The organism is Novosphingobium aeonii (genome assembly GCF_052279045.1).
GTDB lineage: Bacteria > Pseudomonadota > Alphaproteobacteria > Sphingomonadales > Sphingomonadaceae > Novosphingobium.
In genome coordinates this window covers 2091519-2114005 of the sequence record NZ_CP176833.1, presented here as the reverse complement: position 1 = coordinate 2114005, position 22487 = coordinate 2091519, and the positions used below count along the sequence as shown (strand labels likewise).

At 62.4% G+C, this 22487-nt stretch carries 21 protein-coding genes and 1 pseudogene; 9 read left to right on the top strand and 13 right to left on the bottom strand.

The window, feature by feature from the left end; all coding sequences use genetic code 11:
* Window positions 1-87: 87 nt before the first annotated feature.
* Window positions 88-288 (top strand): annotated as a pseudogene (locus ACLIMP_RS24640) (transposase); the annotation flags it as partial.
* On the opposite strand, the gene ACLIMP_RS24635 reads toward ACLIMP_RS24640, so the two are convergent.
* The 4 genes from ACLIMP_RS24635 to ACLIMP_RS24620 form a co-directional block, all read right to left on the bottom strand.
* A complete protein-coding gene (locus ACLIMP_RS24635; RefSeq protein ID WP_185999223.1) occupies window positions 283-1362 on the bottom strand; it encodes an IS630 family transposase in 1080 nt (359 codons plus the stop codon). The pseudogene ACLIMP_RS24640 and the gene ACLIMP_RS24635 overlap by 6 nt on opposite strands.
* A 303-nt stretch (window positions 1363-1665) precedes the next feature.
* On the bottom strand, window positions 1666-2574 hold the full coding sequence (locus ACLIMP_RS24630) for a hypothetical protein (protein ID WP_054438123.1): 909 nt from the start codon (window positions 2572-2574) through the stop codon (window positions 1666-1668).
* Window positions 2574-3719 (bottom strand): MarR family transcriptional regulator, encoded by a 1146-nt coding sequence (locus ACLIMP_RS24625; protein ID WP_231635912.1) that lies wholly within the window; start codon window positions 3717-3719, stop codon window positions 2574-2576. Before ACLIMP_RS24625 ends, ACLIMP_RS24630 begins: the two co-directional genes overlap by 1 nt.
* Before the next feature lie 397 nt (window positions 3720-4116).
* Window positions 4117-5285, bottom strand: a protein-coding gene (locus ACLIMP_RS24620) for an IS3 family transposase (protein WP_243692745.1) whose coding sequence is annotated in 2 segments (ribosomal slippage) — window positions 4117-5018 and window positions 5018-5285 — 1170 coding nt in all. Because the reading frame shifts where the segments join, the coding sequence is not laid out codon by codon here.
* A 428-nt stretch (window positions 5286-5713) separates the two neighbouring features.
* Here ACLIMP_RS24620 and ACLIMP_RS24615 point away from each other — a divergent pair.
* Complete coding sequence (locus ACLIMP_RS24615) at window positions 5714-5965, top strand: hypothetical protein (protein WP_054438117.1); 252 nt, start codon at window positions 5714-5716, stop codon at window positions 5963-5965.
* A gap of 14 nt (window positions 5966-5979) precedes the next feature.
* Here ACLIMP_RS24615 and ACLIMP_RS24610 read toward each other — a convergent pair whose 3' ends face one another.
* Window positions 5980-6891, bottom strand: coding sequence for a histone deacetylase family protein (locus ACLIMP_RS24610; RefSeq protein ID WP_054438114.1), 912 nt, complete (start codon window positions 6889-6891; stop codon window positions 5980-5982).
* Between the two features lie 57 nt (window positions 6892-6948).
* Between ACLIMP_RS24610 and ACLIMP_RS24605 the strand changes: the two genes are divergently transcribed.
* The gene (locus ACLIMP_RS24605; RefSeq protein WP_054438112.1) at window positions 6949-7545 is read left to right on the top strand and encodes a hypothetical protein; all 597 of its coding nucleotides are present in this window, start codon (window positions 6949-6951) and stop codon (window positions 7543-7545) included.
* A 122-nt stretch (window positions 7546-7667) separates the two neighbouring features.
* Here ACLIMP_RS24605 and ACLIMP_RS24600 read toward each other — a convergent pair whose 3' ends face one another.
* Window positions 7668-8870, bottom strand: coding sequence for an MFS transporter (locus tag ACLIMP_RS24600; RefSeq protein ID WP_132469748.1), 1203 nt, complete (start codon window positions 8868-8870; stop codon window positions 7668-7670).
* 215 nt (window positions 8871-9085) lie between these two features.
* Between ACLIMP_RS24600 and ACLIMP_RS24595 the strand changes: the two genes are divergently transcribed.
* Window positions 9086-10009, top strand: a complete 924-nt coding sequence (locus ACLIMP_RS24595) for a LysR family transcriptional regulator (RefSeq protein WP_221937260.1) — start codon at window positions 9086-9088, stop codon at window positions 10007-10009.
* Window positions 10010-10159: 150 nt separating this feature from the next.
* Here ACLIMP_RS24595 and ACLIMP_RS24590 read toward each other — a convergent pair whose 3' ends face one another.
* Entirely contained in the window at window positions 10160-10912 is a 753-nt protein-coding gene (locus ACLIMP_RS24590; protein ID WP_185999226.1) for an SDR family NAD(P)-dependent oxidoreductase, read from the bottom strand.
* A 114-nt stretch (window positions 10913-11026) separates the two neighbouring features.
* On the opposite strand from ACLIMP_RS24590, the gene ACLIMP_RS24585 reads away from it, so the two are divergent.
* From ACLIMP_RS24585 to ACLIMP_RS24565, 5 genes are all read left to right on the top strand, one after another.
* Window positions 11027-11932, top strand: a complete 906-nt coding sequence (locus ACLIMP_RS24585; RefSeq protein WP_185999227.1) for a LysR family transcriptional regulator — start codon at window positions 11027-11029, stop codon at window positions 11930-11932.
* A 755-nt stretch (window positions 11933-12687) separates the two neighbouring features.
* Entirely contained in the window at window positions 12688-13584 is an 897-nt protein-coding gene (locus tag ACLIMP_RS24580) for a ThuA domain-containing protein (RefSeq protein WP_185999228.1), read from the top strand.
* Window positions 13585-13672: 88 nt separating this feature from the next.
* On the top strand, window positions 13673-14533 hold the full coding sequence (locus ACLIMP_RS24575; RefSeq protein ID WP_185999229.1) for a sugar phosphate isomerase/epimerase family protein: 861 nt from the start codon (window positions 13673-13675) through the stop codon (window positions 14531-14533).
* A 46-nt stretch (window positions 14534-14579) separates the two neighbouring features.
* Window positions 14580-15200, top strand: a complete 621-nt coding sequence (locus tag ACLIMP_RS24570) for a gluconate 2-dehydrogenase subunit 3 family protein (RefSeq protein WP_185999230.1) — start codon at window positions 14580-14582, stop codon at window positions 15198-15200.
* 13 nt (window positions 15201-15213) lie between these two features.
* On the top strand, window positions 15214-16896 hold the full coding sequence (locus ACLIMP_RS24565) for a GMC oxidoreductase (protein WP_185999231.1): 1683 nt from the start codon (window positions 15214-15216) through the stop codon (window positions 16894-16896).
* 57 nt (window positions 16897-16953) lie between these two features.
* Here ACLIMP_RS24565 and ACLIMP_RS24560 read toward each other — a convergent pair whose 3' ends face one another.
* The 6 genes from ACLIMP_RS24560 to ACLIMP_RS24535 form a co-directional block, all read right to left on the bottom strand.
* Complete coding sequence (locus tag ACLIMP_RS24560; protein ID WP_292636501.1) at window positions 16954-17364, bottom strand: Dabb family protein; 411 nt, start codon at window positions 17362-17364, stop codon at window positions 16954-16956.
* A gap of 52 nt (window positions 17365-17416) precedes the next feature.
* Window positions 17417-18454, bottom strand: coding sequence for a LacI family DNA-binding transcriptional regulator (locus ACLIMP_RS24555; RefSeq protein ID WP_185999232.1), 1038 nt, complete (start codon window positions 18452-18454; stop codon window positions 17417-17419).
* 80 nt (window positions 18455-18534) lie between these two features.
* Window positions 18535-20217 carry a GMC family oxidoreductase gene (locus ACLIMP_RS24550; RefSeq protein WP_443478539.1) on the bottom strand — a complete coding sequence of 561 codons (1683 nt, stop codon included), beginning with the start codon at window positions 20215-20217 and terminating at the stop codon, window positions 18535-18537.
* Between the two features lie 24 nt (window positions 20218-20241).
* Window positions 20242-21081 carry a sugar phosphate isomerase/epimerase family protein gene (locus ACLIMP_RS24545; protein WP_443478538.1) on the bottom strand — a complete coding sequence of 280 codons (840 nt, stop codon included), beginning with the start codon at window positions 21079-21081 and terminating at the stop codon, window positions 20242-20244.
* Between the two features lie 2 nt (window positions 21082-21083).
* Window positions 21084-21653, bottom strand: a complete 570-nt coding sequence (locus tag ACLIMP_RS24540) for a gluconate 2-dehydrogenase subunit 3 family protein (protein ID WP_054438093.1) — start codon at window positions 21651-21653, stop codon at window positions 21084-21086.
* Entirely contained in the window at window positions 21650-22477 is an 828-nt protein-coding gene (locus ACLIMP_RS24535; RefSeq protein ID WP_054438090.1) for a 3-keto-disaccharide hydrolase, read from the bottom strand. The genes ACLIMP_RS24540 and ACLIMP_RS24535 overlap by 4 nt, the downstream gene beginning before the upstream one ends.
* Window positions 22478-22487: the final 10 nt, after the last annotated feature.

Sequence of the window (22487 nt, the reverse complement as noted above, 5' to 3'; positions counted from 1 at the left end):
CCGCCATAGAACTGGACGCCTCGAAAAACCGCTGGCGCCTAGCGGCTTGAGCTGATTCACTGCCTTTGCACGACGGTGGAGGCGATGGTGGCGGGACAGCCGAGTTTCTTCGATCTTTCGGACCGATACGAGGCGTTGAGCGCGGCAGGCGATCCGCTTGAACGGCTTGCGGCTGTCGTCGACTTCAAGGTTTTCCGCGGCCCGTTGGTAGCAGCACTGCGGCGGAGTGTCCGCGGCAAGGGCGGCAGGCCGCCGTTCGATCCGGTCCTCATGTTCAAGATCCTAGTGGATTGATTCCAACACTTGTTGCCCGCGCCGTACAGCGGCTATAATTTCGTCCGGATCCGCCTTCCAGATGAAGGGTTGGGGATCCTCGTTATGCTCTTTGATAAAGCGGTTGATGGCGGCCTGCAGATCTACGACGGAATGAAAGACGCCGTTTTTCAGCCGCCGCCGTGTGAGCTTGGCGAAGAAGCCCTCGACGGCATTGAGCCATGAGCACGACGTCGGGACGAAGTGGAAGGTCCAACGCGGATGTCTGGCCAACCAGGCGCGGACCTTGGGCTGCTTGTGGGTCGCATAATTGTCGAGGATGACGTGGATGGCCTTGTCAGCGGGCATCTGGGCTTCGATCGTGTTCAGGAAGCGGATGAACTCCTGATGCCGGTGCCGCTGCATGTTGCGGCCGATCACGGAGCCATCCAGGACATTGAGTGCGGCAAACAAGGTTGTGGTCCCGTTACGCTTGTAGTCGTGCGTCATGGTTGCCCCGCGGCCCCGCTTTAGCGGCAGGCCCGGTTGGGTGCGGTCGAGCGCCTGAATCTGGCTCTTTTCGTCGACTGACAACACAATGGCGTGAGCAGGCGGCGAGACATAGAGCCCGACGACATCGTGCAACTTCTCGGCGAACGCCTTGTCGTTGGACAGCTTGAAGCTGCGCCACCGATGGGGCACCAGACCGTGGTCGTGCCAGATATTCACAACCGATGATGCCGCGATACCAATGGCTTTGGCCATCGCACGCACGGTCCAATGCGTGGCCTCATGGCTGGGCGGTTCCAGTGTCAGCGCGACGACCTTGTCGACCAAGTCAGCATCGAGAGGCGCGATCCCCGGAGGCCGGGTCTTATCGCGCAGCAGCCCATCCACGCCTTCGGCCATGAACCGTTCCTGCCAGCGCCAAACGCATGTCTTCGATTTTCCGGTCGCCGCCATGATCGCTTGGGTACCCAAGCCCTGAGCCGTCAAGAGAATGATGCGCGCCCGCCAGACATGCTTCTGCGCCGAACCCCGCGCCGCAACAATCGCCTCAAGCCGCTTCGTGTCCGGTGCAGTGACCTCGATCTCGATACCCGTTCGCATGCCGCATCGTCGCACGGCATCGAAAGCATGGGAATCCCTCAAGCGGACTCATTCGTTCCGATCAATCCACTAGGATCCAGATTCCGATCTCGGAATAGCCCAGATGGATCGTAAAGAAACCGATCTCGTCACGCACGCCCATGATCCCTCATCCATCTGCGCCTTCGCTCGAGCGAGTGCCTCGCGTAACAGATATGTCCCGCCAAGCGCTGGCTCGACAAGCGAGGTACGGGATCGCGCCTTGGTCACAGGCGCCATGGGTTCAGCCCCTTTCCAAGTGGATGAGTTGCACGCCGGTCACCCCTACGCTTCCAAAGCGGCAAGAAACTTCGTCATCAGATCTGCTACTCGGCGTTGTCGGAGGATGCGGAGGTTCTGCACCTCTTCATTACCTGCCGCGTCGGCGTCATTATCCTCAAAGCGGGCAACCGCGACCGGCCCGTCCCTGCGGTAGGACTGACCAGGATCATCGTGGATGAAACGGATCTTGAGCTTCGAGAGGGCCTCCCTCACTGCCTCGGCATGCGGCCCAGCCAGCGCTTCCTTGAACACCCCGATTGCGGCATCTAGGCCTCCCGGATGGTGCTCGAGGCAATAGACGAGATCGTGTGCGTCCTTTCGAGCGTTGCGATGATCGAAGGCGAATGCCTTAAGACAGGTGAAGCTGACGATATTTGCGTACCGGACCGTCTCGGTTGCGAGCCCTTCTCCATCGAGCAACTCGGCCGTCAGTTCGGTCTCATCGTGCAGGTCGAACACCATCGAGGCGTGCGGGATATTGAGCGCGGAGACGTTGCCGTCGGTGGGTAGTACCTTGACCTGCCCTCCCCCGAGTTCGGGATGCTCGGCCAGGAATTCGAGGATCATCGTCGCGCCCGTCTCGAGCCGCGCTTCCCAGCGCCATGAGACTTTCACTCCCTTCTCGTTAGTGCCGCGCTCGAACCCCATCGCTTTGAGGTTCTCCTCCAGCGTACTGTAGGCTTCGGTGTCGGTGAGGATCGCCACATCGACGACGACATCCACGTCTCCCGTGCCCGCATGCCGAGGCACTTCCGGCGGGCGTGCCGCGACGAGATAGCGAGGCGTCAGCCCGCCAACGAGAAAGACCGACTCTTTCCATGGTCCGAACCCGCGAAGGAGAGTGACGAGTACGCGCTCGCACGCCTCGGTGACACCGCCGTCATAGGCGGACATGGTCTTTGGTTTGGTCATTATCCTGACAGTCGTTCTGAACGGAAATGATCGGCCATTTCGCTGGCGCGACCCGAACCCTGGAGGAGATCGAGGTATATCTGGACAATAGGCGCGTAGGCGATCCCATTGAGCCGCTCGCCCACAGCAACGTCATGCTTGCCCACCTCAGCGATCACGCCGAAATTCCAACCCTCCGACACGGATCGCGCATCGAGGCGCGAGAGCACATCATGCTGAACCCGCCCCGCCTGGAGGCGGCATTTCAGCTGCGAGATCGACGAAAGATAAGGCGCATAGACCTGCGCCGCAGCCTCAGCCGTAATGGCATATTGCGCGCCCGCGTCGCGACAGGCGTCCTCGAGCCGACGCGCAATCTCGCCCGCGTCGTTCGCAGGAACATAGTATCGCTCTATCTGTGGTGGCTTTTGGGCCGCAATCAGACGCGCCCACTCGTCCAGAACCAGGGCGCGCTCGCGCAGGCGGCGGGTCTTGGCGGGCCCAGCACCATCGACCTCCAGCCAGTCACGACGCTCCATCTCGGTGAGCGTTTCAGACGTCGTAGCCGCCGAGACGCCCGTGGCTTCCGCCAAATCCTTCACGCTCACCCAGTTCGGAGCCGCCTCGATCACCGCTTGGACGACACGTGCGCGCTGTCCTTGGAAGATCGCCCCGAACATGCGCACCGCCTTCTTCGGTGGAGGGCGATCGATCAAGACATAAGCGCTTGTCGAAGGGATGAAGAGTGAGCCACCCGGATCGAAATAGCCGATCTTCTCTTGCTGGAGGATCTCGCGGGCACCCCTCGAGACTGCGCCGGCGACGAGCATCGCCACCTTCTCAGCCGGCCCATCCATGCCGTCGAGATAGTCCCGTAATAGCCAAATCTGCTGACGCACGTCCCTGGGGAAAAGCTCGCGCTTGGCTTCAACGACGATGGCAAGGTCGCTTTGATTGATGTGAACATCGAGCAGACCATCAGGCTCATATCGGCTGCCCGATCGAGGCTGGTTCATGCGCGGATGCGCGGAAGCCCCCGGCAACGCCGCTATGGCGCTACAGAGTTCCTCGACCAGCTCCTGTTCATCGTACCCAAAATCACGCATATTCGGCCACCAGTGAATAAGGCCATTATGCCGAATATTCGACCGATTGGCAATATTCACTGTGCAGCAAATCTAATTTAAGCGATTTGGACGTTTCACTCGCTCGTTGAAGAGCGGAACTCGAGTGAACGGCACCCAAGTGTCAGACATACCTCAACCGGCTGACGCAGAAGTGGCCCGGCTCGTCTGAACAGCCTTTGACGTTTGATAAGTGGATCGTCTGCGGGTTGGTTGTTCAAGCTGCCGCCTGCGGGGCGTCATTGAGGTCGGGCGTAGCCCGGCCGGAGTGACGCCCCGCAAGTCGCGGCCAATTCACGCTGCCACGGCCTGTGGCAGATTGTCAAAGTAGGTTTGATCGGGCGGACGCCCACCGAGGCTCGAGTGAGGTCTCCGGGCGTTATAGAAGCCCAGATATCGGCCGATTGACCGGCCCCCACCGAGTGGTCCGGGTTGTTTGTTAGTGTAAGATTGCCTCCGGCGCCATGGCTGGCCGTAGGTGCAGCGTAGCGGAACCGGAGGGCAGCCATGGCGCCGTTGCCGTCTCCGGGGCCGGCGGTCGATACCCCAGCGAACTATGAGGCCTGACGGTGTTGTAGTGTCTGCGCCAGCCCTCGATCAGGATCCGAGCTTCGGCCAGGGTGTAGAAGATCTCCCCGTTCAAGAGCTCGTCGCGCATCGAGCCGTTGAAGGACTCACAGTAGCCATTTTCCCATGGGCTGCCGGGTGTAATGTAGAGCGTCTTCAAGCCGATCTTCGCCAGCCATTGCTGCACGGCATTGGCGATAAATTCAGGGCCATTGTCTGACCGTATGTGCGCCGGCGGCCCCCGTATGACGAACAACTCGGCGAGAGCCGCCAGCACGTCCTCGCTGCGCAGCCGTCGCGCGATGGGTAGGGCGAGGCACTCGCGGCTGGCCTCGTCGATGATCGACAGGATGCGGAACTTGCGGCCATCATGTGTGCGTCCCTCGACGAAGTCGTAAGACCACACATGGCCCGGATATTCCGGCCGCAGGCGGATACATGATCCGTCGTTCAGCCAGAGCCTTCCACGCTTCGGTTGCTTCTGCGGCACCTTGAGCCCTTCACGGCGCCAGATGCGCTCCACCCGTTTGCGGTTCACATGCCAACCCGCATCACGCAGCAAGGCCGTCACCCGGCGATAGCCATAGCGGCCATACTGCCGGGCAAGCGCGATGATGTCCTCGGTCAGGGCTGCTTCGTCATCCGCCCCACGCGGCGTTTTGCGCTGCGTCGATCGATGTTGCCCGAGCACGCGGCAGACCCGCCGCTCGGACACCGGCGTTATGCCCCGGATATGATCGATACAGCGCCTGCGGCGCGCGGGGCTCAGAAGATTCCCCGCGAGGCCTCCTGCAGGATCAACTTGTCCAGCGTCAGATCTGACACCGCCCGCCGCAACCGAGCGTTTTCCTTCTCAAGCTCTTTCATGCGCCGAGCCTGGTCCATCTTCAGGCCGCCATACTCCTTGCGCCAGCGGTAGTAGCTCTGCTCGGTGACGCCGATCCGGCGACACGCATCCACCACCGTTCCGCCCTGCGCCAGCACGATCTCCGCTTCACGCAGCTTCCCGATGATCTCTTCCGGCTTGTGCTTCCTCGCCATTCCAGTCCTCCTTCGTGGCCAAATCTAAAACAGATTTTGGGCCACTCAGAAGGGGGCAGATCAGTTGGCATGACATTGATGGGCGTCGCCTTGCAGCATGAGAGCAGTTAACGTTGACGGCTGATTTTATGCCTGAGGCGTGACGCGGGCATTGGCAGTTAATCGGAACCGGGTTCTACAGCGGAGGAATTCGGCCCCCGCAACCAACGTGAGTATAACTCACTCAAAATCCCGATTTAAACTGTGATCCAAACAGGGCATTGCCCTGCCGATCTCGGTTGTCCGCGCTCGGAACAGCGCCTCATCGAAAATCGGGAAGCTGGCCATTATGAGTCTCGGCGGAGATCGTGGCGCTGGACATAGCCGATGAGGGCCACCGCAACATTTGTGGCATTGAGATAAGCCCCAACCCGCGATAGGCGCGCGCTATGATGAACATTCCCTGGGATCAGCCCGCGACGCTGATCGATCTGGACGGCAAGACGCCGGTAATCGGATCGATGCTCGAATGCGTGATGCACTTTTCGATCTTCAAGCCATTTGCCAAAGAGCAGGCGCGCATCCTGCTGACGCGCCCCGTGTTCCGCGAAGGCCGCAAGACTCGAACCTGGATTCTCAATCCCGACGAGATCCAGCAGCTCGCCGAGCGGCTCAATGCCGAGAGGGCCGGAGCCCAGTAACCAACCTCGAGCTATCACGCGGCATCACGCACACTTATGGTCGCGAAAAGGGCGAGGATCGTGCGCGCGTGCCGCAAGGCCACGGCTTCGCGGTCCGTGCCGTAACCACCGCCCAGTGTGCTCGCCAAAGGAATGCCGCGCCGCTTCGCCTCCGTCGCCACAAAGCGATCGCGGTCCGCGAGGCCTTTGTCCGTCAAGGACAGGCGCCCAAGCTTGTCGTCCGTATGGGCATCGACGCCGGCCTGCAGCAAGATCAGTTCCGGTCCGAAATAATCGAGGACCATGGGCAGCGATCCCGACAGCGCGTCCAGATAGCCCGCATCGCCCGTTGCATCGGGAAGTCCGATATCGAGTGAAGAGCGCGCCTTGCGTGTGGGGAAGTTTTTCTCGGCATGAATGGAGAGCGTGAAGATGTCGCTGCGCCCTGCGGTGAGGGCCGCAGTGCCATCGCCCTGATGCACATCGAGATCGAGGATCAGGATGCGCGAGACGTCACCTTCCTCGATCAGCCGGTTGGCGGCGAGTACCAAGTCATTGAACACGCAATAGCCCGCGCCGGTATCGACCAGGGCATGGTGACTGCCGCCAGCGGAATTTCCAGCATACCCGTGCTCCAGCGCCAGCTTCGCCGCGAGCCACGTTCCACCGGGGGAGAGCTGCGATCGCCGGGAAATCCGCTCGTCGATCGTAAAGCCAATCCGGCGCTGCTTGGCCGCTGGCACCGCGCAATCGATGACTTCCTCAACATAAGCCGGGTCGTGGACAGCCTCGAGCCATTCCCGCGGCATGACTTCGGGCGCATGGACCGTCATTGCCACTCCGCTTCCCCCCAGCGCCCGCATGACCAGCGCATACTTGTCATGCGGGAAAGTACCCGTGCGCTCGGTTTCGACAGCGTAACCAGGGTGATGGACAACATGCAGCATAGGCCCTGCAGGTAGAACGCCCAGGCGTGCAGGTCGAGCAGCATTACCTATCCGCGGGTGGGCCTGCGGACCTTGCGAAAGGAGGCGAACCTGTGGCTTGATATTCCGATCGATGTGCTGACCAAAGACAGCAATGGCGACGGTGTTTCCGATCTCGTTGCTGCGCACCTTGGCATAGACGTGCACGCCGATGAGGCACCCTTCGTGGTAGGCTCGGATGCGACCACCTGCAACCAGAGTGCTACCGATCCGGTGACAACCGTACGCCGAAAGGTACTACTGATGCTCACCGGCATCGATGAGGCGGCGATCCGCGAGCCTATCGATCGCGCTCCCAACGCCCCGTTGTTTTCCGGAATCTCGCGCGTTTCCAGCGGCGAGAAGTGGCCGCTGTTCGTCAAGGGGCGTCCTGCAGACCTCGCGTGCATGGTGCAATTGCCGATGCCGGTACTGGTCTACGGTGCGAAAGGCGAAGAGGCCCTGCAACGCCGTTCGCCCGATTTCCGTCTCATCGAACTGCCCGCACTGGTCATGAACCGGGAAAAGTCGCGCGGCTACGCGATCTGTTCGAGCGGTTGGGCCGGTGGCACAATCCTGTTCTGGCTGGAAGATGGCGCGTGGCGCTTTGAGACCATTTCAAGCTGGATCACGTGATGATGCACGGATCCTGCTCCGTCAGATATTGTGGGTACAAAAAGGTGCTCTTGCAGGGGGATGGCAACTGTTGATCTCAGAGTACCGCGCCGTGGCTTCGCAGATGCCCTGTGCGGCTCCAGTTATCGCGGCGCTGCACGCCGGTGGGAGGATCGTGCGGCCAGAGCGGCGGAAAGGCACATCATCGTTAGCCCCCCAAGGGCGAGACTGGCTCCGACCGGTCCGGTAGAGGCCCAGCCAAGGCCTGCGGCAATGGCAACGCCGCCCGTCCAAGCCCCGATCGCGTTGGAAAGGTTGAAGGCGGAATGGTTCATCGCGGCGGCGAGCGACTGGGCCTTGGGGGCGACTTCCATCAATCGCGATTGCAGCGCGGGGACGAGTGCGAAGCCGATCCCGATGAGGAACAGCGAAGCCCCGGTCATCAGCGGGCTGGAGACCGCGAACCAGAAAAGCGCGAGAGTGATGGCATTCCAGACCATGATCGCGAAGATGGCCGGGATCAGCGCGCGGTCTGCCATCCAGCCACCCGCGACGTTGCCCAGGCACATGCCAAGACCCCAGAGGGCGAGGAACAGTGGCACACTGCCCTCCGCGATGCCTGTCGCTTCGGTAAGCGTGGGCGAGATATAGCTGTAGACTGCGAACATGCCGCCAAATCCGATGGTGGCCGTCGCCAGCGTCAGCCAGACCTGCACGCTCGTGAAAGCCGAGAGTTCACCTAGCGGGCTGGCGCCATCCTGTGCCGGGATGTGGGGGAGTGCCACGCGGAGGAGACCCACGAGGGCCAGGCCACCGAGCGCAACGAGCGCGAAAGTCGATTGCCAGCCAAAAGCCTGCCCCAGCCAGGTCGTGAGCGGTACGCCGATCAGGTTCGCAGCTGCCAGCCCCAGCATGACCCGTCCGATGGCTTGAGCGCGTTGTTCCCTGGGGACGAGCGCAGCTGCGACGATCGAGGCGGTGCCGTAGTAGGCGCCATGGGGCAGACCCGCGGCGAAGCGCGCGGCGGCCAGCCCCCAGAAGCTGGAGGCACAGGCGCTGAGGGCATTGCCGGCCAGGACGATGAGTCCGAGGAGCATCAAAAGTGACCGCTTCTCCATCCGGGCCGTTACCACGGCCAGCGCGGGCGATCCTATGACGACGCCCAGCGCATAGGCACTGATGAAGTGTCCGGCCTCGGGGATCGAGACCTGTGCGGTGTTGGCCATGCCGGGAAGCAGGCCCATCGCGGCAAATTCGCCGGTGCCGATGAAAAGGCCTCCGAAGCCCAATGCGATCTGGGCGAGGGCAGGGCCATGAGGAGTGGATGGTCTGGAGGATTGGCTCATGGGTTTTCACGACAGGAATTGCGATCGGAGAGCGCCCGGAAGAGCAGCTCTTCCAGGTGCGGGGCGGGGCCGGCGGCTTGGCTTGTCTGAGCCTCTCTAGCGGGCTGGCAGGGCCAGGGATGCCCTGATAGAGTTCAACGCAGCGTTCGATTTTGCTCATATTCAGCGATGACCGGCGCCTGCCGGCTCGTGTCCGGGAGTTTGCATTGATAAACTTGTCGCGATCCGATCTGGGCGATCTCAAGGTATTCATGGAGCTTGCGCGCCATGGTGGCTTCCGCAAGGCCGCGCTTGAGATGGACGTGTCCGCCTCGGCGCTCAGCCACGCTTTGCGTGGCCTGGAAACGCGACTTGGCGTGCGCCTCATCAATCGCAATGCGCGCAGCGTGACGCTGACACAGGCGGGTGAGGAACTTCTTGTTCAGCTGGAAACCGGCTTCGCAGCGATCGGCGCAGGCGTCGAAGCGCTCAATCGCTATCGTGCGAGCCCGGCCGGACGTCTGCGGATCAATGCCTTGAGCGATGCGGCAAGGCTACTGCTCGGGCCGGTCGTCGCACGATACAACGCAGAGCATCCCGATGTGGACCTTCAAATCGTGGTGCAGGACGCCATGGTCGATATCGTCGGCGAAGGATTCGACGCCGGGATCCGGTTTGGCGACCGCGTTCCCGAGGACATGATCGCCATGCCGCTCGGATCCCCGCTGCTATGGATCATGGTCGCCTCACCCGACTATCTCGAAGCGGCCGGGGAACCGGAAAGCCCTGATGACCTGCACAATCACCGCTGCATCGGCATGCGAACCGGAACAGGGGCCATGTACCATTGGGAACTCGGCACCGGAAAGACGGCCCGCACGCTCAACCTCGCCTGGTCCGTGGTCGTCGATGAAAGCGCACTGGCGATAGACGTCGCGCGCAATCACGGCGGCATCGCCTATTGCTTGCGCGAACGGGTGGCCGGACTGGTCGAGGCCGGACAGTTGCGGGAAGTTCTCCCGCACTGGTCATCGCCGGGCGAGGCGTTTCACATCTATTATCCAGGCCGGCGCCAGCAACCTGAGGCCCTGCGCCGGTTCATCGCGATGATACGGGAAGAGGCCCGCGGCAGAGGACTGTCTTGGTTACACCAGCGCTAAGGCGTTTCGCCGTTACTGCCGCCAACTCCAATCTGGCGATTCAGCCCCCCATTCTTCCTTCCAGATTGCGGCCCGTATGGTTTCCTCGTCTCTCCGGCCGGATGATCTGCCGCGCGCGGCGACAGTCCATCCGGCGTTTGAGATCGACGATCAGATCTGCACCTGACCGCCATCGACAAAGAGTTCCACGCCGTTGACGAAGCTGGCGTCTTCCGAGGCGAGGAACAGCACGGCCTTGGCGATCTCCTCGGGCTGGCCGACGCGGCCTGCCGGGATGAGGCTGGCGAGATAGTCCTTTGTCCCCTGCGCCTGCTCGCCGCCGCCGAAAAGATGATCGAGGCCGGCGGTGTCCGTGACGCCGGGGCTGATGGCGTTTACGCGGATGTGCCTATCCTTGAGGTCGAGAATCCAGTTGCGGGCGAAGTTGCGTACCGCCGCCTTGGTCGCGGAATAGACGCTGAAGGCAGGCGTGCCCGATATGCTGGTGGTCGAACTTGTCAGGATGATCGAGGCCCCGTCCTTCAAGAGCGGCAACGCCTTCTGGACCGTGAACAGGACGCCCTTCACATTGGTGTCGAAAGTGCTCTGATAATGCTCCTCGGTGATCGAACCCAGGGCAAGCATCTCGCCGCCGCCCGCATTGGCGAACACGACGTCGATCTGCGCATGCTTCTGCTGGACGGCATCATAGAGCCGGTCGATGTCAGCGAGCTTGGCCATGTCGCCCTGCACGCCCGTGACGCGGCCACCGATCGCCGTTACGGCAGCATCGAGCGTCTCCTGCCGCCGTCCGGTGATAAAGACCGAGGCGCCCGCTTCCGCGAAAGCCTTTGCCGTCGCCAGCCCGATGCCGCTCGTGCCGCCGGTTACGACCACCACCTTGTTGTTGAACTTGTCCGTCATCGTCTTTCTCCTTCGGGTTTCGGCGAAGCGCCGTTGCCCTTACGAGATGCCTTCAGAACGATGATGCGTGTAGTCAGCATATATGGCACTTAGCGTTCCGCTGGAGGAACGCTGATGCGGATCGATTTGAATGACTATGCCTATTTTGCCGAGGTGGTGGCCCATGGCGGCTTTGCGGCGGCGGGGCGCGCACTGCGGGAGCCCAAGTCCAAGCTGAGCCGCCGCATCGCCGGGCTGGAGGAACGCCTCGGCCTCCGCCTGATCGAGCGATCGAGCCGGCGTTTCCGCGTGACGGATACGGGCCTCGCTTTCTATGAGCGTTGCCGGGCCATATTGGCTGAGGCGGAGCAGGCCGAGGCACTGGTCTTGCAGGCGCAGGCGGAACCTCATGGCCGGATCCGCTTCAGTTGCCCCACCGGCATGGTCGAGCCGATATCGGGGCTGATATCCTCTTTCCTCGCCCGCTATCCCAGGGTGCGGTTGCAGCTCGTGGCAACGGACCGCGCAGTGGACCTGATCGAAGAGCGGATCGACGTGGCCCTGCGGGTGCGCGCGGCACTGACCAGCGATGCTGCCCTCACCATGCGGTCGCTCGGGCGATCGACCCGTATCCTCGTTGCCTGTCCTCAATTGGCAAGCCAGGTTACGGAAGTGGCCCAACTGGCGAAACTTCCGACATTGGCGACCGATGATGCAGCAGACGATCTCGAATGGCATCTGGAGACCGAGGACGGCAGCAAACATGTCATCCGGGTCGAGCCCCGAATGGGCTGCACCGACATGGCCGCGGTGCGCAACGCGGCCATTGACGGACTCGGCATCGCGATCCTGCCCGACCATGTCTGCCGTGAAGCACTACTCGCCGGCAAGCTTGTCCATGTGCTGCCTGCCTGGCGCGGGCTTCAGGGAATCGTGCATCTGGTCTTCACGACACGGCGGGGATTGCCTCCAGCCGTGCGCGCGCTGATCGATCATCTTGCGGCAGGGTTCCCCCGCGAAGTGGTGGCGCCGATATCCTGAGACTTCGTGCGGACGATTCCGCCGCCGATCCGGTGCGATCCGATCCGCCGAAGGGCGCGGCACCGCGCTGCTTGCAGGTGCCGGAACCGGCGGTTCTCTGGACGTCTGAAGATGCGCCGCTACGATGCGGTGAGGCTGGACATGCCGGAGAAGGGCCTAACCGCCCACAGGATATATCGTCCTGGCGATCCAAAATCGGCTTTCAGTAAAATACGCTTGGTACATTATGGCATGCAGGCGGGAGGTCTCTCCTGCGATACAAAATATTCAAAGATGCCGAAGCATGTCGGCACGAAGGGCTTGCACGTCACAAAGGCGTGTATGGGAGAGTATGGCATGAACGCATCGCAGCGGGCCGCAGCGGCCGGGTGCGCGATCCGGCGGGCCGTTGTCGTGCCGGCTACGGGTGTGATTTTCCGTTTGATAGCGGCTCAGGCCCTCTCGCCGGAGGAGGGCCGGCGTGTTTCGCCAGTGCTGGCAGGCCTGCCACGGCAATATCGCATCCTACGCAAGCAAGTTTGGCTGCGATCTGTCCGTCGCGATGAACCCCGGGGCTGCTTGCGTCGATTTCGGATTTGCCTGCGTTGACGGTTCCCGGCCTGACCTGGACAAACTTGAACTTCGACCACCTCTTGGCGGGGCCTGGAGAAAAAGCCTCGGGGGTCAGGATGAACATCTTGCTGGAAGCCATTTCAAAGATCTAGTCTGTCGTTGAATATAAAAAACTTATCGTGTTCGGGAGAGAACAACAGGTCATGCTGCGTAAAATCCTCAAGGTCCTGCTTTGGATATTTCTCGCTTTCCTCGCCGTGCTCGCCATCGGAGCGTATCGGAACTGGGATACCGTCCAGCGCGTGTTTCTGGGCGGGGTGAAGATCTATGAAACGACGCCCCCTCCTCTCCCGGCAGAGATCGCGCATCCGGCCATACTCGTCTTCTCCAAGACCAACGGATTCCGCCATGAGGAAGCCATCCCGGCCGCAAACGCGATGTTCCGGAAGCTCGCCAAGGACAATGGCTGGGGCTATTTCCAGACCGAGAACGGCGCCACCTTTTCGCCGGCAATCCTTTCGCGCTTCGATGCGGTGATCTTCAACAATACGAGCGGGGACGTTTTCACGACCGAACAGCGGGCGGCGTTCAAGTCGTTCATCGAAAATGGAGGCGGCTGGGTCGGCATTCACGCGGCAGGGGACGATTCACACAAGGCCTGGGACTGGTACGTCAACGATATCATCGGCACCCGCTTCATCGGGCATCCCATGGATCCCCAGTTCCAGAAGGCGACGATGCGGATCGAGGACCGTTCGCACCCCGCGACGCGCCAGCTTGGCGAGACGCTGGAGCGCACGGACGAATGGTACTCTTTCGACAAGTCGCCCCGTCGGCCGGGAATTCACATTCTCGCGACGCTTGATGAGAATACCTACGTCCAGAAGGGAATGTTCGGCCAGAAACTCGCCATGGGCAAGGATCATCCGATCGCGTGGTGGCGCTGCGTCGGCAAGGGCCGGGTTCTCTACACGGCAGGCGGTCACACCGCGGCGGCATTCCGCGAGCCGGAGTACAGCCGGTTGCTCGCCGGCGCTGTTCGCTGGGCGCTCAGGCTTGAGGGCGAAGGCTGCTCGCCCGATCGGAATGCGGGCCGGTGAAGCGCATGGGTGAGGGCAAGATCGTCGGCGCTGTGGGGTACCGCGGCGCCGGGTGGGTTTCCCCGCGCAAGCGAAAGGCCTTGCCGCGATGAAAGTCGGTATCAATCTTCTGCTCTGGACCGGTCACGTTACCAGCGAGCACACCCCGGTCCTGGAAACGATCGGCGAGATCGGTTTCGACGGTGTTGAAGTGCCTGTCTTCGATGTGTCGGATGCCGGGCATTATCGCGGGGTCGCGCAAACGCTTGATGATCTCGGTCTTGAACGCACGGCCGTGGCGATCATGCCGGATGCTTCGCACAATCCGATTTCGGCCGAACGCTCGCACCGGAAGGCGGCGGAGGACCATCTGCTTCGGGTTATCGATTGTACGCACGCGCTTGGCGGCACCGTATTGGCGGGCCCCTGGTTCCAGCCGCTTGGCCTGTTCACGGGGGAACGCCCGAGCGAGATCGAACTCGAACGCTGCGCCGAGGTCCACCGGCGCGTCTTGCCGGTGATGGTGCAAGCGGGAATTACCCCGGCGCTAGAACCGCTCAACCGCTTCGAGGCGCACTTGCTCAACACCTGCGAGCAGGCGATTGCCTACTGCGAGCGCGTGGGCGAGGGGCGGATGGGCATCCTGTTCGACACGTTTCATGCGAATATCGAGGAAACGGATCCTGTTGCCGCGCTGGTTGCCCTTCATGCCTCGGGCCATCTCACGCACGTCCATATATCGGAGAACGACCGCGGCACTCCCGGACAGGGCCACGCGCCGATCCGCGAGACGATCGCGGCCCTGCGCGGCGCCGGATACGATCAGTGGCTGACGATCGAGGCATTCGGGCGGGGCGTCCCCGAACTCGCAGCGGCCACACGGGTCTGGCGCGATTTCTTCGCATCTCCCGAGCAGGTTTGCCGCGATGGCTATAGCTTCATCCAGAATTGCTGGGAGCAGGCCGCGTGACGCCTTCATCCCGTACCATTCCGTCCCGCTCCTTCAGGAGAACACCATGACAGATCCGATGACGCTCGATCGGCGCAGCCTGATCGAGAAGTTGCTGGCACTTGCCGGCGCCAGTACCGTGACCGGGTTCTCCTGGCCGGCGCTTGCCGAGCAAGCGGAAGCGGGCAAGCCTGCTCTCGATCCGGACAGTTTCATGGTGCTGTCGGCGGTTGCCGACACGATAATCCCGCGCACGGATACGCCCGGCGCGGTCGATGTGAAAGTTCCCGCTCTTTTCGACGGCCTGCTGACCAATTGGGCGGCGCCTGAACGGCGGCAGGACCTGATCCGTGCCCTGAAGGAAGTGGATGAATTGGCGAAGACATCGCACGCCAGGCCATTCTCCGCGCTGACACCTGCGCAGCGCCTCGATCTGCTGAAAGCGCATGAAGCCGAAGCGCTCAGGATCGACCCGACCAGGAAGCTCTCCGGCGTAGCGGCCATGATGGGCGGCCCGGCCTACGTCAATCCGGGGTACGGCAAGCTCAGGGACCTCATCATACTGCTGTACTACCTCTCGGAACCCGCGCTGACGCTGGAACTGTCCTACGTCCATACGCCGGGTGAGTGGAAACCCTCGATCCCCGTTACGCCCGATACCCGCCCCGCCGGCGGCGGCCTGTTCTGAAAAGGTGAGCATCATGTTCGACGCAATCGTTATCGGATCGGGAATGAGCGGCGGCATCGCCGCCAAGGAACTGTGCGAACGCGGCCTCAAGACCCTCGTTCTGGAACGCGGCCGCAAGCTGGAGCACGGCGGGGAATCCTACACGGACTGGATGCAGCCGTGGGACTTGCCCAATGCAGGCATGGTCCCGGAGGAGGAACTGGCCCGTGATTATCCGGTCCAGAGCCAATGCTACGCCATGACTTCGGCAACCCAGCAATATTGGGTCAAGGACAGCGAGCACCCTTACACCACGCCTGAGGACAAGCCGTTCAGCTGGATCCGCGGTTATCATCTGGGCGGACGGTCGATCATGTGGGGCCGTCAGTCCTACCGGCTCTCGCCGATGGATTTCGAGGCGAATGCGCGGGATGGCCACGGTTCGGACTGGCCGATACGATACGATGATCTCGCCCCCTGGTACGATCATATCGAGAAGTTCATCGGCGTGGCGGGATCGCGCGAAGGCCTTGCGCAGCTTCCCGATGGAGAGTTCCTGCCGCCGTTCGATCTCAATGATGCCGAGGTGATGTTCAAGCAGGCGATCGAGGGCAAGTTTCCCGGACGCAAGGTGATCCCCGGGCGGGTGGCGAACCTCTCAAAGGCGCAGCCTCATCACGAGGCGCTGGGCCGGTCGAGCTGCCAGGTCCGCTCGTTCTGTGAACGCGGTTGCAGCTACGGGGCCTATCATTCCAGTCTCAGCTCCTCGCTGCCCGCAGCCGAGCAGACCGGAAACCTGACCATAGTGACCGATGCGATCGTCCACTCGATCGTCTACGACCCGAAGACCGGCAAGGCGACCGGGGTGCGGGTAATCGATGCGCATTCCAAGGCGGGCAGGACTTACGAAGCCAAGGTGATCTTCGGTTGTGCCTCCACGATCGGCACGGCCCAGATCCTGCTCAATTCGAAATCCGAAGCGATGCCCAACGGTCTGGCGAATTCGTCCGACATGGTGGGCCGTAACCTGATGGACCATCTCTACGCGCTCTCCGTTGCGGGAATCCTGCCCAAGGGCCCGGACAGCTATTACTTTGGCAGGCGGCCTACCGGGCTTTACATCCCGCGCTATCGCAATGTCAGCGAAGATGCGCCGTTCCTGCGCGGCTATGGCTATCAGGGCGGCGCCATGAGGACCGGGGGAAGCAGGGCTACGGCGGGCGCGATCGGCGCGGATCTGAAGGCAAAGGCCCGGAAACTGGGGCCATGGATGGTCTTTATTTCAGGCTTCGGAGAAATGCTGCCCAACCCCGAAAACCGGGTCACCCTCAACGCCAACAAGGTCGATCAATGGGGCATCCCGACAGTCCACGTTTCCTGCGCGCTTGGCGAGAACGAGCACAAGATGGCGGAGCAGATCATCACTGATGGCAAGGCGATGATCGAGGCGGCCGGCGGCATGGTGGTGAGCGCGGCTTCCGAACCGGGAGTGCCCGGGCTTGGAATTCACGAGATGGGCACGGCCTGCATGGGCAAGGACCCGCGGCGGTCCGTTCTGAACAAGTACAATCAGGCGCACGATGTCCCGAACCTGTTCATCACTGATGGATCGGCGATGGCTTCAAGCGGCTGTCAGAACCCTTCGCTTACTTACATGGCGCTGTCGGCGCGGGCGGCGCATCATGCTGCCGAGTTCCTCAAGGCGGGAACGATCTGACGCAACCGGAGCGCTTCCGGCGATAGGTGTGCGGAACGCACCCATGCTGCGATATGGCTATCCTGGAACGATAGCCATATCGTAGACGACGACCCTGGCCCAAAGGTGTTCGCAGGATTTCACGAAGTCCCGGTGGATCGGGTGATCCTGGTAGGTCTTCTGATCCTGCACGCTATCGAAGAACATCAGTTCCGACACGTCGTAGCTGGAGTCCACGACGTCGCGGTTTTCCGTTTCGGCGGGAATTCCGATTTCCAGTCCACGGATAACGGGAATGCCCCGCAACGTGCGAAGGCCCGCAATGAGCTGTTCGCGGTCCGCTTGCGATCCGGGGCGTTTCAGCCAGAAGAACACGTGGTGGACCAGGGCGGGCTTCGCAGACGGCGTTTCCGCTTTTGCCGACGAAACGGCAATGCCTGCGCTACCCAATGCGATCATCGCCGCCAATTCCCGTCTGCTTGCTTCCATGGTGCAGCTTCCCCTGCAAGTGGTGAACTGTGAATGTGCGGTGCGATGGAGATCATTGCGCGGGCGAACATGCGATGGATTGGCGCTGCATGATCTCGTGATCGAAAACCTCGTCGCTCACGCCGGTTTCCGCCTTTCCAAGCGCGGCGATCAGGCATTGGGCGGCGCGAAAGGCCATGTCCTCGACCGGCTGGCGCACGACCGTCAGCGGCGGCCAGATCCGCGATGCCAGAATGGTGTCGTCGAAACCGGTGACCGTCAGATCCGCAGGCAATTGCAGCCCGAGATGATGGGCCTGCGCGATCACGCCGGCGGCGAGGTCGTCGCTGCTGCAAATGATCGCGGTCGGGCGGTCCTTGCCGGAGAGAAGCCTCTGCCCCGCCGCTTTGCCCGCTTCATAGTCGAACTCCCCATGCCGCACGATCAGGTCGGCCTCGTCGGGAAGGCCGGCCTGCTGCAGAGCCGCCCGGAATCCGTCGAGGCGGGCCGCCACCACGCTGTAGTGATCGGGACCGGCGACATAGGCAATGCGGCGGTGGCCATGCGCGATGACCTGCTGCGTGATGGAGAACATCGCCGCCCGGTTGTCGATCCTGACGGTGGTGACGTCTTGCATCGCGGTGCCGGTCGCGATGGCGGCGAGGGGGACGCCCAGAGCCGGGAGGATTTCCGATCCGCTCAATTGTTCGGCAAACGGCGGGATGAGCAACAGCGCGTCGGCGCCGGAGCGGACGAGATCCTGTGCCAGGCGTTCGGCCTCGTCGCGGCGAACGCCGTCGCCGTCGCGCAGGATCAACTGGAGGCCATGGGCATTGGTCGCGCGCAAGGCGCCTACCAGCACCGCATCCAGGAAGGGCGTGCGCCGGTTGCTGTAAAGCAGGCCGACCGTGGTGGCCCGCGCCTTGGCCAGTCGCCGGGCGGCCAGATTGGGGACATAACCCAACTCCGCAATCGCCGCCCGAACTGTCTCCACGGTGGCCGCACTGGCCCGGCCGGCGCCGTTGAGGACATTGGATACCGTCATCGCGGATACGCCCGCGCGCTGCGCGACGGCGCGGATCGTTACACCATTCTCGTTTCGTCTTGCCATCAGGTCTTCGTTCCCATCCCTCCTGATAGCGTGTTTCGAGCGCCGTGATAGCGCCGGAAAACGGCAACTGGGCGTGCCTGTCAGATCGTGCCGGCCTTGAGCCCTTTCACGGCATGATCCACCGCCCGTGCGGTCAGGGCCATGAACGTCAGGGATGGGTTGACGCAGGAAATCGACGCCATCTGCGCACCGTCCGTGACGAAGAGGTTCGAGGCGTCATGCGCCTGGCTCCACTTGTTGAGCACCGAGGTTCGCGGGTCGTTGCCCATGCGCGCACCGCCCATCTCGTGAATGGCATCGCCCGGAACGTGTTCCTTGACCTTGCTCTCGACGTTCTTCAGTCCGGCGGCCCGCAGCATCTTTTCGCCCTGCTCGCGCGCGTCGGCCATCATGCGCAGTTCGTTGTCGCGGAATGTCACGTTGAACTGCATCAGCGGAATGCCGAAGCGGTCCACCTTGTTCGGGTTCAAGGTAACCCGATTGTCCTCGTAGGGCAGGCATTCGCCAAAAGCCCCCATCTGGAACTTCCACCCGCTGTAACGGCGCATCCCTTCTTTCATCGACGCGCCGAAGCCGACCGGCTTGGACGGTTCGCGATAGGCGCCGCCCTGATAGCCGTAGCCGCGCCGGAACCCGAGGTCTTCGTCCCGGCCGTTGTTGCGAAAGCGCGGGACATAGATGGCGCCGGGGCGGCGGCCATATTCGATGAACTCCTCCATGCCGGGAATGTCACCCTTCACGCCGACACGGAAGATATGGTCCATCACATAGCGGCCCAACGTGCCGCTGGTGTCGAAATGGCTGCGTTCGCTGCCCTGGGCACGCGAATTCATGAGAATCTGCACCGAACCGAGCGTCGAGGCGTTCAGGAAGACGATCCTGGCGCGCACCACTTCCGCCAGCCCGGTCTTGGCATCTACGAAACGGACGCCGGTGACTTTCCTGCTGGCCGGATCGTATTCCAGGTTGGTGACAACCGCATCCGAGAGCAGCGTCAACCGGCCGGTCGCGCGTGCGGCAGGCAGGGTGACCGCCTGTGTCGAGAAATAGGCGCCGAAGGAGCAGCCGTTGCTGCACTGGTTGCGCAACTGGCATTTGGAGCGGTTCTGCTCGGGCTTGTCCTCGGTCATGTTGGACAGGCGGGCGTTGATCATCTTGCGGCCGGGGAATGCGGTTTCCAGCCGCTGTTTCATCCATTTCTCGGCGATGTTCATCGGCATCGGCGGCTGGAATTCGCTGTCCGGCAGATAGTCGAGATTTTCGCGCGATCCCGATACGCCGATGTACTTTTCGACATAGGTGTACCAGGGCGCGAGATCGTCATAGCCGATGGGCCATTCGCCGCCGATGCCGTCGCGCTTGTTCGCCTCGAAATCGGCTGCGCTCCATCGGAAGCTCCAACGGCCCCATATCAGCGACTTGCCGCCGACTGCCGCCGGACGAATCCAGTAGAACTTGCTGCCCTCCTCGTAATCGTAGGGGTTCAGCCGGTCATTGTTGTAGAAGGCCTGGTTGCTGGGGGCGACATAGCCATGCTGGGCGATGAAATAATCGCTCTCCCTCAGCCCGTCCGGCATGATGTTGCGAGCGGGCACCTCATAGGCAGGCTTGCCGTCGTAAGCGTAGCCTTCGCCGTGCTCGACCATGTGGCCGCGATCGAGCATCAGCACCCGCAGTCCCTTTTCGGTCAGTTCCTTTGCGGCCCAGCCGCCGCTGATGCCCGAGCCGATGACGATTGCATCGAAGCTGTCCGTTGAAGCCATGGTGATCCTTTCCGCCGTCGATGGTCAGAAGCGCAGGGCGCTGAGCGTTCGGAAGCTCTGGGTGATGTCGGGCAGGTAAGGCGCGGGGGACTGATCGTTCTCGACATAGAAATGCCGTGCTCCGGCAAGCCCGTTCAGCTTGAAGATGCTGGCGAAGTCGATCGTTCCGGCGCCGACGGATGTCATGCTCCGGTCCGCGCGCATATCCTTCACATGATAGGCATAGACACGTCCGGCAAGGCTGCGGATCAGCGCCTGCGGATCCTGCCCCGCATAGATGGCCCAGTAGAGATCGAGCTCGATCTTGACGTGCGCGGGATTGCAGGCCTTTACCAGCCGGTCGAACAGGCTGATGCCGTCCGGTTTGACGGTGAATTCGAAGTCGTGGTTGTGATAGGCGAAGCCCAGACCCGCCGCTTTCAGTTTTTCGCCGATGCGGTTGATATTGGCGGTTGCGGCGTCCCAGGCGGGGCCGTTGCGGTGCTTGTCGACCATGTAGGGCAAGACGATCGTGTCGGCGCCCAGCGTTCTGGCCATGGTCAGGCTGGCGTCGAAATTGTCCATCAGCGCGTCATAGCCGACATGGATCGAAGGGCTCTTCAGGCCGAGCCTGTCCATGGTCCTGCGAAGCAGCGCGTGGTCCATGGTATCGTAACCGCCGCCGCCATATTCGACTTCGCGATAGCCGATCTTCGCGACCGTTTCGAGCGTGGCGACCGGATCGGCGGCGAAGAGTTCGCGCACGGTGTAGAGTTGCAGCCCGATGCTGCGCAGCTGCGCGGCGCGAGCGAGGCCGGCGAGGAAGGGCTGGCTTGCGAGCGCGGCGAGGCCGCCGGCACCCAGCATCACGGAACGACGGTCCATGATCATGCGGAATAGACCTTGTTGACCTGTGAATAGGGGAAAGCGCCGTTGTATTCGCCCGGAACAGGCAGATACTCGCGCTCCTGCGTGATACCGATTTCAGAGGTGTAATAGCCTACGACCACCATCTGTCGGAACGGCTTGAAGAACAGGACGCCGTCGGGAAGCTGGTCGTTCATGGCCAGCGTCAGCAGCGCGTCCTGTTGCTCCGGCGTGGCCTGCACCGCGGGCAGCCCGTAATCCTGCCGGCTGCGTGCATCGATTTCCGCCAGGCCGGAAAGGATCGGGTCGCGATCTTCGGCGAAGGCCCAGTCGGCCAGCAGCTTCTCGATATAAAGGGGAACGCCTGCGGCGATGGCGCCGGGGGTGTCGGTCGCCGGGATGATCCGTTCGCTCAGCGCGGTCATCAGCGCACGTTGTTCGGGCGTGAAGACCTGGATGCTGGGAGCGCCCTGATCGATCGCCGGAATGCTGGCTGCCGATGCGATTCCTGCCGCGCGGGCGAGCGGGGCGAACAGCTGGGCTCCGAACATGGCGACCATGCCGGCAAGCGCGTTTCTGCGATCCATTATCGTGCTGCCCCTTTCAGGTCCTGTGCGATGGCCTCTTCCGGCAGGGGGCGTACCCAGATGTTGCGGAAGGAAACGGGGGAATCGTGATCCTGCAACTGGATCGGGGCCTTGTCGCCATGCGCTTCATACTGCGCGACCTTGCGCCATGCCGTGGTGCCCAGCATGGCCTGATGATTCTGCACCAGAACGCCGTTCAGCAGCACCGTGACATAGGCCGGGCGCTGCAGGCCGCCGTTCGCATCGAAGCGCGGGCGCTCGAACACGATGTCGTAGCTTTGCCATTCTCCCGGCGGGCGGGACGGGTTAACCAGCGGCGGCTTCCACGCATAGACCGCGCCCACGGCGCCATCGGCGTATGTCGGGTTTTGAAAGCTGTCGAGAATCTGGACCTCGTAGCGCTGCATGAACCAGATTCCGCTGTTGCCGCGGTTCTGGGAACTCTTCTGCGGCGGGTTGGGGGAGCGGAATTCGAGATGCAATTGCACGTCGCCGAATTCCTGCCGGGTGACGAGATTGTTCTCGCCCCCGCTCTGGGCGCGGGGCGGGACCGTCATCACGCCCTTCTCCACAGTCCAGGGACCGCGTTCGCCGCGCCAGGCATCGAGCGAAGTGCCCGAGAACAGGACGACGGCATCAGACGGCGCGCCGCCCAAAGCGGCAGCGGGCACGACTGCGGGCGGAGCCGGCCGATCGGGATCGTGGACATGCCAGTTGCCTCCCGGCAGGATCGGCGTGTCCCTGAAGCCCGGCTTGTCCTCTGCGTGAACGAGCGTACCGGCCAGGATGGTTCCCGCCATGAGCACGCCGATCGGGATGTACTTCATCCTCTCGCTC

Excerpts from the sequence above, each read along its gene's own strand:
- ACLIMP_RS24635 (WP_185999223.1), bottom strand. The coding sequence starts at position 1,362 with ATGCGAACGGGTATCGAGATCGAGGTCACTGCACCGGACACGAAGCGG.
- ACLIMP_RS24610 (WP_054438114.1), bottom strand. The coding sequence starts at position 6,891 with ATGCTGCATGTTGTCCATCACCCTGGTTACGCTGTCGAAACCGAGCGC.
- ACLIMP_RS24580 (WP_185999228.1), top strand. The coding sequence starts at position 12,688 with ATGCTGCGTAAAATCCTCAAGGTCCTGCTTTGGATATTTCTCGCTTTC.
- ACLIMP_RS24545 (WP_443478538.1), bottom strand. The coding sequence starts at position 21,081 with ATGGACCGTCGTTCCGTGATGCTGGGTGCCGGCGGCCTCGCCGCGCTC.
- ACLIMP_RS24615 (WP_054438117.1), top strand. The coding sequence starts at position 5,714 with ATGATGAACATTCCCTGGGATCAGCCCGCGACGCTGATCGATCTGGAC.
- ACLIMP_RS24535 (WP_054438090.1), bottom strand. The coding sequence starts at position 22,477 with ATGAAGTACATCCCGATCGGCGTGCTCATGGCGGGAACCATCCTGGCC.
- ACLIMP_RS24555 (WP_185999232.1), bottom strand. The coding sequence starts at position 18,454 with ATGGCAAGACGAAACGAGAATGGTGTAACGATCCGCGCCGTCGCGCAG.
- ACLIMP_RS24560 (WP_292636501.1), bottom strand. The coding sequence starts at position 17,364 with ATGGAAGCAAGCAGACGGGAATTGGCGGCGATGATCGCATTGGGTAGC.
- ACLIMP_RS24600 (WP_132469748.1), bottom strand. The coding sequence starts at position 8,870 with ATGAGCCAATCCTCCAGACCATCCACTCCTCATGGCCCTGCCCTCGCC.
- ACLIMP_RS24575 (WP_185999229.1), top strand. The coding sequence starts at position 13,673 with ATGAAAGTCGGTATCAATCTTCTGCTCTGGACCGGTCACGTTACCAGC.
- ACLIMP_RS24570 (WP_185999230.1), top strand. The coding sequence starts at position 14,580 with ATGACAGATCCGATGACGCTCGATCGGCGCAGCCTGATCGAGAAGTTG.
- ACLIMP_RS24550 (WP_443478539.1), bottom strand. The coding sequence starts at position 20,217 with ATGGCTTCAACGGACAGCTTCGATGCAATCGTCATCGGCTCGGGCATC.
- ACLIMP_RS24565 (WP_185999231.1), top strand. The coding sequence starts at position 15,214 with ATGTTCGACGCAATCGTTATCGGATCGGGAATGAGCGGCGGCATCGCC.
- ACLIMP_RS24590 (WP_185999226.1), bottom strand. The coding sequence starts at position 10,912 with ATGACGGACAAGTTCAACAACAAGGTGGTGGTCGTAACCGGCGGCACG.
- ACLIMP_RS24630 (WP_054438123.1), bottom strand. The coding sequence starts at position 2,574 with ATGACCAAACCAAAGACCATGTCCGCCTATGACGGCGGTGTCACCGAG.
- ACLIMP_RS24585 (WP_185999227.1), top strand. The coding sequence starts at position 11,027 with ATGCGGATCGATTTGAATGACTATGCCTATTTTGCCGAGGTGGTGGCC.